The sequence below is a fragment of the Arthrobacter sp. TJ-263 genome (genome assembly GCF_058269155.1).
In genome coordinates, this window is the sequence record NZ_JBZCNE010000001.1 from 1,225,258 (window position 1) to 1,237,443 (window position 12,186).

The window sequence follows — 12,186 nt, forward strand, 5'->3', positions numbered from 1 at the left end:
GCGACGCAGGATCAGGTGCAAGACAGTCTTCGCAACCGGTCTGGCTCCGGCCCGCGAGCTATATGGTCGGGATCCCATGGGTCAAACCGTCGAGCTCACCGACGCAACTACTGCTGGCCCCTGAACTGAGACGCGCTGCCTGAGCCGTCGACTGCAACGTGTTCCGTTCGTTGAATTCGATCCACGCGGGGCAGTGAAAACCATCTCCATGATGCCCACGCGGGCCAGCTGGGAAACGGGCTGGGCGGCACAGGGATTGTGCGACTGCGTGACTCTTCCTCGGTAGGTGCGGCGAACACCTCCGCGAAGCGATCGTGGTCCTCTGCAGTCATTCCGAAGGCTGCAGTATCACCGCGCCGCCATCGATGCTCGGCATGGGAACGGCGTCGGCGATGTCCCGAAGTGCGTAACGCTCCTCCGCGGACCAGAATCCGAAGTCTAGGTTGACGGAGAGACCTCCACAGAGGGCTCGATGTGCGACCCAGATCAGCCGGCCCTCGAGAACATCGCGCTTACCGTCAGCTTCTGAATCACCGAACAGCGGTTGCATCCACTCATCCGGAGTAAGCCGAAGCACACCCGACTGCTCTTCGATGCTCGAGGCGAGCGTCGTCTTCCCCACGCCCGGGAGGCCGACCATCAGATGCAGTGTCGGCATTGCAGTCATGCCGCCGCTCCTCCATCGCTTGGCGGACGTCAGCTCGTCGACGCCGTCACTCAGGCACATGCGCTCTTGATCCGTAAGCTCTCCTGTAGTTGAAGATCAAGAGTGCCGCCACGATGGCGGAGATGATTCCCGTAGTCATGTCGCCCCACTCGGATCGCTCAGGGAGGGAAAAAAAGAAGAAGCCCAGACCTCCGAGAGCATTGACGAGAAGAAGAGCGATGGCCGCTAGCCACGTGTTTTTCGGCATACCGATCACCGTAGTACCGCGACGGGGGTGCAACTCGGAAGCGGATCGGTCCTTCGTGCATGCGAGACAGAAGGCAGGATTCGCTAGCTTGAAAACCTCGAGGATCGTTAGTCTCGGTCCATGACCGGCTTCCCTCAGATACTGCACACGGTTCTCGACACCACTGATGCGCGAGGACTGGCAGAGTTTTACCGCCATCTGCTTGGACTCCAGTACCGGCCAGGAGACGAGCCCGCGGATGAGGGCATGCCTGACGATGTCGACTGGCTCGTCCTCACTGACGGACAGGGCAACCGCAAGCTCGCCTTTCAGCGGGTCGATCACCTGAAGCGGACGACCTGGCCCTTGCCTGACGTGCCGATGCAGCTGCACCTCGATTTGACCGTTCCCGACCGGGCAACACTTGAGCATCACCATTCCAGGGCGCTGGAATTAGGAGCAGAGCTCTGCTCCGATCGAACAAACGACCCGGACGAGCCCTTATACGTCTACGCCGATCCAGCCGGTCATCCGTTCTGTATCTTCGTAGCCTGAGCGACGAAGAACAGTCAGCGGGTCCGATGAAGGATCGGCTGGCGGGCAGGGCGTCGAGCTACTTGTCGGGGGGAGGAAGGCGAGAATGGGGCTCAGAAACAGTTGACGCCGTGCAGCCCGGGCCAGACGGGATTCACGCTGTCGCCGCGCACAACTAGTGATCCCCCGCCGATGCCCCAGGACAACGTGTATAGGTCTCTCTCGATCGGACGGATGCCGTCGTCTCCGAACCAAGAACCACTGCGCCAGCCGATACCCCAAGGTGGTACTGAGTAGACCTGCCCTTCACCAGCCATGAGGAATGACGCCTCTCGCACAACGGCCCGACACCCATCGGGTCCCATCGGCCTCAGGATCGTGTAAGTCGCCTCATACGCGGCATCGCCCATGAAGGCGAGCACTGACCCGGCAACAGCCAGTACTGCGGCTGTCCGCAAGAACAAGCTTGTTAAGGGGCGTATTTGCGGAGATTCCAGACTTTCCGGGTCGACCCGAATTCTCCGGCCAATGACCGAAAGCACGACTGAAATACTGCACAAAAGGGTGCCAACGATCCAGGGCGGAAGAACCAAACCACCAAAGACGAGAACGAGCCCGCTCCAGCCCAACGCGATGAGCAGGATCGCGAGCGAACTACAAATGACGGACGCACAACGAAATCGCCACCGGGCAGAATGAACGGCGACACTTTGGTTGGACCCCATCACTGAAGCCTAGTTGTCGTGCTTCAGGTAAGTGAGGTCGAGCTTTGCTCCGTTGTGGGTGTGGGTGAACTGCCTGATCAGGGCCAGAGTGATCCGGAGCAGAAATACAGAGCGTAGAGCGATCCGCTGGCGCTCATCGGCGGTATGGACGGCGAATACACCGGAAAGACGTCACCACCGACGTCGTCGAGATCACCGGCACGGCCTGTGGCAGCGAAATCAAATGCGTCGAGGCATACAGCACAGCGGAAGCCCACTGCTACCGCTTCCGAACCCACGCAGCGGCGACAGAGTACGAGTCGACCCGTGAGGACGGCTTCAGCGTGAACTACTTCGTCATGGACTTCGCCGGCAAGGAAGCATCCGAGGACGACCAGCGGTTCGCGATCCAGGTCCTGGCCGGTATGTGGAACGACTACGAAGGCGACATCCCTGCCCGCTGACCAAACGTTATCCGGTTGACTGTGACAGTGCTGACAGAGGCCCCGAACGGGTCGGTGAGGTACACAGCAAGAGGTCCGTTGAGTGAAGCGGTGACCCGTGAAGTCCAGAAAGTTGTTTACTATGTCGTGCAGGAGGGGCACCTCCTGGTGCTCACGCACGACGCATTACCCATGACGGAGGCCGGCGCCCAAGTGCCCGCCGGCTCCATCGAACCCGGAAAAACTCCGGAGGAAGCCGCGGTCCGCGAACTCTTCGAAGAGCGGTATTTCCAGTGATTCAGGCGAAGAACTTACACATTGAATCTGAATTCAACCACGTTCCGTAGCCGAATAACGTCTGAGCTCACCGTGGTTCGTCGGCTTCATGGTCGATGCCCTGTCCAGCCAGCCACTGCTGGTCGACTCCCCCACATCCCGACCAGCAGGGGCTGAACGGCGTGCAGCACAAGTTGTTGCGGCCCTGAAAGACTGCTGCTTTCGCCGCAGCCGGGTTCAGAGGGAGCACCGCTTCAGAAGATCCTCTGCTGAGAGCCGGCTCCAAGGCTGAGCCCACAGCTTCCGCTAGCTCGCCCACTAAATCGCGCGCCGCCTGCTCCAGCCAGGCACGTTCGAACCTGCGTTACACCCTCGGGAATCTGATAGAGCTGTAGGGTCCGAACCGCCGGAAAAGTGAGGCCGCTCATGGACCGGCACTGACGCTCAAAAAAGGGTTCGTGCCGCTGAGGACCGGCCCTTGAGGCCGCCTCGAACTGCCGGTGTCGATACAGGGTGAAAGTCGCCCTACAAGGCCGCATACATCCTCAGGGCATCAGCCTGGAACCTCGATCCGAACACATACGGCAGACGCATGGACAGGCGCGATACATGCGGGGAACTCAGTTCCGAAATGTCCGCGACGGTGTGTCCACGTTCGATGCACGGCCCACGGAAAACACTGGGCCCGAACGCAGGTAGATCACGCCTGCGTACGGTACACAAAGGACGCTGGCCACGCTGGCAGCCAGCCTCCTTCTCCAATTATTAAGAGCAAGTGCAAAGAATCTCCCTGGGTGCTTACTCGTTGTCCACGCGGTTGGAGGCGATGAATGTGTGGTTGTTCATGCGCATGCTCCCTTCTTCGAATGGTGTCGATCGCACAGTTGAGTTTGCCGTCTCCGGGGCCCACTAGTAGTGCTGTTCGAACTCATTGCAATTGATGGGGTCCTTTCCATCCCCCGCCTTTAGAAATCGCCGCCCGGGTAGATGCCCTCGGGCAAAGTGAAACACGCAGATCCGGATGCGATACGGATTTCGTTCGGGGACAATCCTTCGGAGACGAGGTGGCTCTCCCCTGGAGCAGGCGGGTCGATCTGGATCCGATAGATTTCATCTTCGTTCCTATCGACTTCGTCCCTATCGACGGATATTTCGGTTCCGTTCGCCCGGTAGTGGGCTTCGATGGTTTTCACGATGGGCTCTATCTCGGTTCCTTCGGCGACCGTGACCGTGGTTGAAGCAGCCCAGTGGTGCTGGGTCTCGTTGCAGGACAGAAGCGTGCCCGTCTGCTGTTGATCGATCGAGAGAACAGCGTCTTCCGGGATCAGTGCGGCGATCTCCCGTTGCATGGCCTGGGTGTGGGCTTTGGCTTCCTGCCAGGTAAGTTCAGCTTCCATCGGTTCCTCCTGTGTTTGAGCAGCCGTTGGCTCAGGTGGCTCGGTCGGATCTGCGTTTGGGTTTCCTGCACAGCCGGCAAGCCCGATCAGACCCACCAGCAACAACGCCATGGCATCGCTTCGCGCCCTCATCGAGTCACAGTTCTCAGCATTTTTTCGAGCGCTTTCATGTTGTCCTCGCTGTCGGTGGCGATGAGGCTGTGGTTATCCATGAGGATGTTCCCTTCTTCGACGCTGTTGATCGCACCGTCGAGTTCGTCGTCGTCGGGGCCGCGGTAGTAGTTCTGGTCGAACTCGTCGCGATGAATCGGGTTGTTCCCATCCCACACAACCCCTCTATTCGTGAAGGGGTTGGTGACTCCCTGACCGTGGATGAGCACATCGTAGTAGTACAGGTTCGAGTATTCCGTAGTCGGCTGGGGTTCCCAGTCCGGGAGCATCCCGGCCCCGGCGAGGGAAATCACTTTGTCATACCGGGCTCCGGCGACTTCGGAGCTGGTGACGTTTGTCAGGCCCCAGCTGTGTCCGATGCCGGTTTGTTCGGCACCGTTCAGGTAGGGATCCGTGCGCATCCCGGACTCGAAGGATGCCAGTTGCTGCCCGGACGCGCGTGCAAGGTCCTGATCGTTCGCCTCGCCGATTCTCCCCATGTTCGGGCCGCCGGCTGTGTCCTCCTCTCCAGGGAATCGCCCATCCTTGTAGACGAAAGCTACCGTCCCTGGCGCCTGTCTCCTGAGGTATTTCGACACCTGCTGTACCCCGCCGGTGTAGAAGCTGTTCATTCCGGTGAATGTCCCCGGAACGTAGGTGATCACGTGCCGTGTGTCGGGCTCTGGAGTGCCGATCATTTCCACAATCCGGGATCGATCCCGGTCGTAGAGGTAGAGCTGGACGTCCCCGGCTTCCACCTGCTTCAGGTATGCCACCGCATTCTGCAGCATCTCCGTTCGGTTCGGGTCGTGGCGGGCTTGCCCGGTCCCCGACAACTTCAGGGCTGTTTCCAGATCCTTCTCCGCCGCACGGAGCAGGCTTGGCGCGTTCAACTGGTTGGCCCGTACCCTGGCCAGTGCGGGCATCCCGTCCAAGGCGCCGAACATCGCCGGAGCCGCAGCCAGCAGAAGCTCCTGCCGCTGCGAGACGCCGGCCACGTCCGCGGCGGCGCCGGCCCCCCTGTTCATGCCCGCCCACCAAGCCCCGATCGTCGACGGATCCATGCGCTGAAGGGTCTGCTGCCATCCGGTCAATGTTGCCAGCGCTTTGATATCCGCCGGCGTCGCAGTGGACAGATAGCTCAGCAGGGCCGCATTCGATAAGGACGCCGGTACGGTGGCAAGCACAAGGACGTCGTTCGATACCGTCACCTGACCGATATGTCCGCTGCCACCGGCAGCACGGAACATCGAAGCGATGTCGGAAAGCCGGGTCGCGTCCTGCTCGTTGTCCTCCAGGAACCGCCGCAGCCCACTACCGACAGCATCGAGATCAGAGTGCGCCCAAGAGCATTCCCGCTCGAACTCTGACGCTGCTGCACCGACTCCGTCAGCCGCACCCCGGGCTGTGTCGTCTTGGATCCTGAAGGTCGACACCGCGGAGTCCAGGGTGGCAGGGTCAGCGGAACTCGCCCCGGCAGTGCTTCCGCTCGCCCAGGCACGCAGCCCCTGCCGTGCAATGTCCGCGTTCACCGACGGACGGTCGGTCTCCTCCGTGGACGGGCGCGGCTCCACATCCACTGCGACACCACTGCCAGCGCTCGCCCACCCGGCGGCAAGAACCCACGCCGTCAGCTCACTCAGGCGACGCTGCTCGACCTCCGCGGCGCTCTTCGCCTTCTGGACCTGACGTGCGACATCGTCCAGCATATGGACCAACTCTGAACGGGCCGCCCGTTCAGCGGCAACGTTCTCCCGGAAACAGTCCGCGAACACGCCCCGGAATTCCGCACAAGCCGCCGTTGAAACCGACTCCCGTCCGCCGCGTTGATCCTGCAACGCACGTGCCGCATCTCGACATGCGCCGATCAGACGATCGGCGACCCCCGTATCGAAATTCATTCAAACTTCCTCAGACAAACGAACAGGCACGCGCCACGACAAACCCAACCCAATACGGCTCTTCGGACATCGGGTGGGGGTCATTGTTCGAGGCCGCCGGCGGCGAGGAGCATGCGGAGCCGGTAGTTGCGGCGATTGCGGTAGCCTCGGGCGAGGCGACGGTGGCGTTCGATGATGCCGTTGATGGCCACTGTGCCGCCGTTGTTCGCGCGGTGGGTCGTGAAGTAGGCAAGGAAGATCTGACGCCAGCGCCGCCCGCCGCACCGTGCCCGCCACCGCGTAGTCGAACCGCCCACCATGGGAGGCATCCGATTCCGGCAACAACGGCATCTCCACGAAATCGGTCAACGAACGCCCCCCAGACACAGAAACAACAGGAAGAACCACTACATCCGCCGGGCAGAGACCCACACGGGAAAAGCACGAAGAAAAGAGACCTACAACAAGAAGAGACCTACAAGAAAAGAGACCTACAACAACCACGACCGGCGGAGGACGCCCCCGCACACGGCAGAACAACCCAAAAAGACCCGCTCTGCGAAAACCCGGTCAGGAAATGCCAGTACCGGGAAGGCTACTGTCTCGATGACGATCCGCTGACCGCACCACTCCACCGCGTGGCGCGATCAGCGGGACGTCACTACGAAAGGCTCGTGCTCAGGCGCCGCCGCCGGCGGAGAAGATGTCCTGGGAGATCTTCTGCAGCTGCGTGCGCAGCTCCTCGAGCTCCTGCTTCGCCTTGTCCAGCGCCGCCTTCGTCTCCGGCCACGTGGACCCGCGGAACTGCGTGGCCAACGGCCCGTCCCAGATATTCGGGTCCGACAGGATCCTGCCCTGCGCATCAAGCGCGGAGATCTGATCGGTGAACCCACCATTGATGATCGACTCGACCTGACCGATAGCAGCCTTCGCTTGCTCGGTAGACAACACACGCGACATGAAAAATATCCTCCCCCAGAGACCACCGCTTCAATGCCGGATGAAAGAATCACCGGCGAGCGGACGCTGATGACCCTACCAATACCAACCCGGTGAATCTAGACCGGCAAGAACGACCACACGTTCAGGTCCACGAATCCTCATCCTCCTGACAGATTGCCACGTGTAGAACCGAACGCTCTCAACTCAGCAGGAACACCCGTACGCAGAGTAGTGAAATGAAGCACATCCGGGAGGCAGGAAACCCTCACCCAATTCTACGAACGAGGATCAACAGGCCCCCTGACCCGGTGAATTGAGCCTACAAATCAGCCACGCAATTACACATTAAATCGGAACTCAACCACGTCGCCGTCGGACATGACGTATTCCTTGCCCTCGATGCGGACCTTGCCGCGGGATTTGGCCTCGCTCATCGAGCCGGCGTCGATGAGGTCCACGAAATGGACCACCTCGGCCTTGATGAAGCCACGCTGGAAGTCGGAGTGGATGACTCCGGCGGCCTCGGGCGCCGTCGCACCCTTCTTGATCGTCCAGGCCCGGCTCTCCTTGGGCCCCGCCGTGAGATAGGTCTGGAGGCCGAGGGTGTGGAAGCCGACGCGGGCGAGCTGGTCGAGGCCCGACTCGTCCTGGCCGTTCATCTCGAGCATCTCGCGGGCCTCGGCCTCGTCGAGTTCCACGAGGTCGGCTTCGAGCTTGGCGTCGAGGAAGATGGCGTCGGCGGGGGCGACGAGCTGCCGCAGCTCCGCCTGGCGCTCCTCGCTGCCGAGCACGGCGTCGTCGACGTTGAACACGTAGATGAAGGGCTTGGCCGTGAGCAGGCTGAGTTCGCGCAGGTGCTCCATCTCGAGCTTGTCGCTGGTGACCGAGGCGAAGATCGTGTCGCCGCGCTCGAGGACGGACTGCGCGGCCTGCATGGCGGTCAGCTGCGCGGCCTCGCGCTTCTTGATCTTCACTTCCTTCTCGACGCGCGGGATGGCCTTCTCCAGCGTCTGCAGGTCGGCGAGGATCAGTTCGGTGTTGATGGTCTCCATGTCGGAGCTGGGGTCCACCTTGCCGTCGACGTGGATGACGTCCGGGTCGTCGAACACGCGGATGACCTGGGCGATGGCCTCCGCCTCACGGATGTTCGCCAGGAACTGGTTGCCGAGGCCCTCGCCCTCGGACGCGCCCTTGACGATGCCGGCGATGTCCACGAAGGAGACGGTCGCGGGCAGGATCTGCTTGGACCCGAAGACTTCGGCGAGCTGCGCCAGACGCGGATCGGGCAGGCTGACCACGCCGACGTTCGGCTCGATGGTCGCGAACGGGTAGTTCGCCGCCAGGACGTTGTTGCGCGTCAGAGCGTTGAAGAGGGTTGATTTGCCGACGTTGGGCAGTCCGACGATGCCGATAGTAAGAGCCACGGGAGACAAGTCTACCGGTGAGCAATGTCGGGGAATGTCGGAGGTTCCTGCAACAGTGTGGGCATGAGCACAACCGCCGTCCTCCTCGTCGTCCTCGCCTTCGTCCTCGGGTGCGCCGTCGGCGCCTTCATGGTGGCGCGATCCCTCCGGCCGCGCGCCGAGGAGCTCCGGGCGGAGCTCGACGACGCGACCGCCCGGCTCGGACGCACGACGACGGACCTCGCGGCGGCCGCCGCGCAGCGGGACCTCCTGCAGCAGCACAATCGCGAACTGACCGGCAAGACGTCGACGGACAACGACGTCCTGCGCGCCCTCGCCCCGGTCGCCGAGAAGCTCACGCAGGTCCAGCGGCAGGTGGGCCTGCTGGAGCGCGACCGCGTGGAACAGTACGGGCAGCTCGCCCGGCAGCTCGAGGAGTCACGGGAAGCGGACGCCCTGCTGCTGTCCACGACGCATTCCCTCGCCGGGGCGCTGCGCAGCAACAGTGCGCGCGGCCAGTGGGGCGAGATCCAGCTGCGGCGGGTCGTCGAGGCGGCGGGCATGCTGTCACGGGTCGATTTCCTGGAGCAGGTCTCGGTCGCCGCCGGCAGCGACGGCGAGACGGCACGGCCCGACATGGTGGTGCAGCTTCCGGGCGACAAGCAGCTCGTCATCGACGCCAAGGTGCCGCTGAGCGCCTTCCTCGCCGCGCAGGAGCTGGCGGGCGCAGCCGACGGATCCGCGGACGCGGGGGCCGTGGCCGGATTCGAGGCGCGGCGTGCGGAACTGCTGAAGCAGCACAGCAAGGCACTCCGGGCGCACGTCGATGCCCTGGCCCGCAAGAAGTACTGGGAAGGGGCGACGAACTCCCCCGAGCTCGTCATCTGCTTCATCCCCGTCGAGTCTGTCCTGTCCGAGGCCCTGCGCGCGGATCCCGAGCTGCTGGACTACGCGTTCGGCCGCAGCGTGGCCCTCGCCTCCCCGGTGTCCCTGCTCGGCATCCTCAAGGGTGCCGCCTTCAGCTGGCGCCAGGCCGTCCTCACGGACAACGCGCGGGAACTGTTCGACCTGTCCAAGCAGCTGTACGAGCGCCTCGGCACCATGGGCGGGCACGTCACCCGCCTAGGGTCCTCCCTGAAGACATCGGTGGAACGCTACAACTCCTTCGTCGGCGCACTCGAGTCGAGGGTCCTGCCCACGGCGCGGCGCATCGGCGCCTTCGACTCGGCGTCACTCGACGTCGTCGACGCTGCAGCTGAAGGCTCCGACGCCGGCGGACCCAGCGCCGAGGTGAGCCTGCTCGGCACCGCCCGGGCGCAGCGGATCGGCAGTCCGGCGGCCTCCGGAGAGTCGGCCGCCTCGATCGACGCCACGCCGCGGTCCCTCACCGCCCACGAACTCCTCGACGGGACGGCGGGCTAGGGCTGCTGCAGCCGGTTCCGGCCGTCCCTCGCCCCTGCTTGCGTCCCTGCCTGTCTGAAGGTCAGTTCAGCGAGGTCCGGTCCGCCCCGCGTCCGCCCCGTCCCTGCGACGGGTCCCCCATCGCCTTGAGGGCGGCGCGGATCTCCTTGGGCAGGGAGAAGATGATGTCCTCCTGCGCCGTCACGACTTCCTCGACCTGCCCGTAGCCGTACTCGGCGAGCAGCCGCAGCACGTCCTGGACGAGGTTCTCCGGGACGGAGGCCCCGGAGGAGATGCCGACGGTCGCCACGCCCTCGAACCAGGACTCGTCCACCTCGTTCGCGAAATCGACGCGGTGCGCCGCCCGGGCGCCGTACTCGAGCGCCACCTCCACCAGGCGGACGGAGTTCGAGGAGTTGGCCGATCCCACCACGATGACGAGGTCCGTCTGCGGCGCGATCTTCTTGATGGCCGCCTGCCGGTTCGAGGTGGCGTAGCAGATGTCGTCGCTCGGCGGGTCCTGCAGCGTCGGGAAGCGCTCCTTGAGGAGATTCACGGTCAGCATGGTCTCGTCCACGCTCAGTGTGGTCTGCGAGAGCCAGATGAGCCGCTCGGGGTCGCGCACCTGCACCTTGTCGACGTCCTCGGGCCCGTTGACGATTTGGATGTGGTCGGGGGCCTCGCCGGCCGTCCCCTCCACTTCCTCATGGCCCTCGTGGCCGATCAGGAGGATGTCAAAATCGTCCCGGGCGAAGCGCTGGGCCTCCTTGTGCACCTTCGTCACGAGGGGGCAGGTGGCGTCGATGGTGCGCAGCCCGCGGTCCTCCGCCGACTGCACGACGGCGGGCGAGACGCCGTGGGCCGAGAAGACGACGAGCGCCCCCTCGGGGACCTCGTCGGTCTCGTCCACGAAGATGGCGCCCTTCGCCTCGAGCGTGGAGACGACGTGCAGGTTGTGCACGATCTGCTTGCGCACGTAGACCGGGGGCCCATAGTGCTCGAGGGCCTTCTCGACGGCGATGACGGCACGGTCCACACCGGCGCAGTACCCGCGGGGGGCTGCGAGCAGCACCGTCTTCTCCCCTGCTACCGGCGCAGCGGCGAGCACGTCCGCAGGCGTGCGGCGCCTGCGCGGGATGGTGGGCATGGGGACCTGAACGGTGGTACTGGTCATGCGCCGATTCTACCGGCTCGCCGAGCCGCGCCCGCGTGATCCGGGGCCACTCCGCTGTGAGCTAAGCCCCGCGCCTGCGACCGACGGCGAACTGCGTCACCACGCCGAGGGCGACCACCATGAGCCCGACCACGACCACCGGTACGCTGTCGGCGGCCGCGGCGGCGCCGATCCGGTCGGCGAGACCGCCGAGGAACACGTCGGCGACCGCATTGGTACCCGGCAGCTGCGCCGCTGCCGCGGGGACCCAGCCCACGGCGAGGGCCCCGAGAACGCCGATGACCACGACCCCCAGTCCCAGCAGGGCGAGGGTGGTGCCGCGTCGTCGTGCGGTCATCAGGGCCAGCAGGGCCAGGACCCCCGCGCCGGCGAGGTACAGGGGCCACCGCTGCACCGCATCCACGACGGCGCCGAACAGCCCGTTGCGCTCTGCGGACCCGATGGCGATGCTCGTGTCCGCGGGGACCGGGACGTCGAGGCCGAGGCTTCCGCCCACCGTCTCCGCCACGAGTTCCGCGACCGGCGCGAGGTCGAGCGTGAGGAGGGCCGGTGCCGGGTCCGAGGGGTCGGCGGCGTGCGCCAGGGTGACGGCGTGCGATCGGCGGAGCACCTCGGTCCAGGCCCCTGCGTAGCCGGAGGACGCCGTCACCGCCGCCGTCGCATCCCTGATGAGCGGTTCCGCGAGGGCGGCGAGCGGGTCAGGGAGACCGCTGTGCGCGGAGAAGTCCTCGGCGACGGACGCCGTCAGCGCGGCCTGGAAGTCCGCGTCCTGACCGAGCGGCGCCGCGAGCGCGACGAACCCGGGCTCCTCCACGACGTTCCGGTCCACCCACGCACACGCCAGGCCGCCGGCGGTGACGATGAGTGCGAGCAGGGCCAGCAGGGCAGAGGCGACGGTCCGCATGGAATCCTTCGGGTGGGGAACTCACGATTATGCCTGCTCGGACCTTCCCGGACTCCTGCCCTCGTCCCGCGGACGCACATGCCCC

General features: G+C 64.3%; 10 protein-coding genes and 1 pseudogene. 3 read left to right on the plus strand and 8 right to left on the minus strand.

The annotated features are described in order from the left end of the window. Positions 1-328 precede the first annotated feature (328 nt). Positions 329-667, minus strand: coding sequence for a P-loop nucleotide/nucleoside kinase family protein (locus tag AC4D2F_RS05765; RefSeq protein ID WP_490909820.1), 339 nt, complete (start codon positions 665-667; stop codon positions 329-331). Between the two features lie 367 nt (positions 668-1,034). Here AC4D2F_RS05765 and AC4D2F_RS05770 point away from each other — a divergent pair, with 367 nt between their 5' ends. Continuing rightward, on the plus strand, positions 1,035-1,448 hold the full coding sequence (locus AC4D2F_RS05770; RefSeq protein WP_490909821.1) for a VOC family protein: 414 nt from the start codon (positions 1,035-1,037) through the stop codon (positions 1,446-1,448). 1,237 nt (positions 1,449-2,685) lie between these two features. Continuing rightward, positions 2,686-2,871: an NUDIX domain-containing protein gene (locus AC4D2F_RS05775; RefSeq protein ID WP_490909822.1), complete on the plus strand. Its 186-nt coding sequence runs from the start codon at positions 2,686-2,688 to the stop codon at positions 2,869-2,871. Between the two features lie 944 nt (positions 2,872-3,815). Here the strand turns inward: AC4D2F_RS05775 and AC4D2F_RS05780 are convergent. From AC4D2F_RS05780 to ychF, 5 genes and pseudogenes are all read right to left on the minus strand, one after another. Next, positions 3,816-4,247 carry a hypothetical protein gene (locus AC4D2F_RS05780; protein WP_104166102.1) on the minus strand — a complete coding sequence of 144 codons (432 nt, stop codon included), beginning with the start codon at positions 4,245-4,247 and terminating at the stop codon, positions 3,816-3,818. A 128-nt stretch (positions 4,248-4,375) separates the two neighbouring features. Then, positions 4,376-6,298 (minus strand): hypothetical protein, encoded by a 1,923-nt coding sequence (locus AC4D2F_RS05785; RefSeq protein WP_490909823.1) that lies wholly within the window; start codon positions 6,296-6,298, stop codon positions 4,376-4,378. Between the two features lie 80 nt (positions 6,299-6,378). After that, positions 6,379-6,552, minus strand: a pseudogene (locus tag AC4D2F_RS05790) (transposase); the annotation flags it as partial. A 403-nt stretch (positions 6,553-6,955) separates the two neighbouring features. After that, on the minus strand, positions 6,956-7,237 hold the full coding sequence (locus AC4D2F_RS05795) for a pyrophosphorylase (protein ID WP_490909824.1): 282 nt from the start codon (positions 7,235-7,237) through the stop codon (positions 6,956-6,958). A 320-nt stretch (positions 7,238-7,557) separates the two neighbouring features. After that, positions 7,558-8,643: a redox-regulated ATPase YchF gene (ychF, locus tag AC4D2F_RS05800; RefSeq protein WP_104166108.1), complete on the minus strand. Its 1,086-nt coding sequence runs from the start codon at positions 8,641-8,643 to the stop codon at positions 7,558-7,560. Between the two features lie 63 nt (positions 8,644-8,706). On the opposite strand from ychF, the gene AC4D2F_RS05805 reads away from it, so the two are divergent. Beyond that, the gene (locus AC4D2F_RS05805) at positions 8,707-10,044 is read left to right on the plus strand and encodes a DNA recombination protein RmuC (RefSeq protein WP_490909825.1); all 1,338 of its coding nucleotides are present in this window, start codon (positions 8,707-8,709) and stop codon (positions 10,042-10,044) included. A 61-nt stretch (positions 10,045-10,105) separates the two neighbouring features. Here AC4D2F_RS05805 and AC4D2F_RS05810 read toward each other — a convergent pair whose 3' ends face one another. Then, positions 10,106-11,197, minus strand: coding sequence for a 4-hydroxy-3-methylbut-2-enyl diphosphate reductase (locus AC4D2F_RS05810; RefSeq protein WP_490909826.1), 1,092 nt, complete (start codon positions 11,195-11,197; stop codon positions 10,106-10,108). A gap of 61 nt (positions 11,198-11,258) precedes the next feature. Then, entirely contained in the window at positions 11,259-12,101 is an 843-nt protein-coding gene (locus tag AC4D2F_RS05815) for a hypothetical protein (protein WP_490909827.1), read from the minus strand. Between the last annotated feature and the right edge of the window lie 85 nt (positions 12,102-12,186).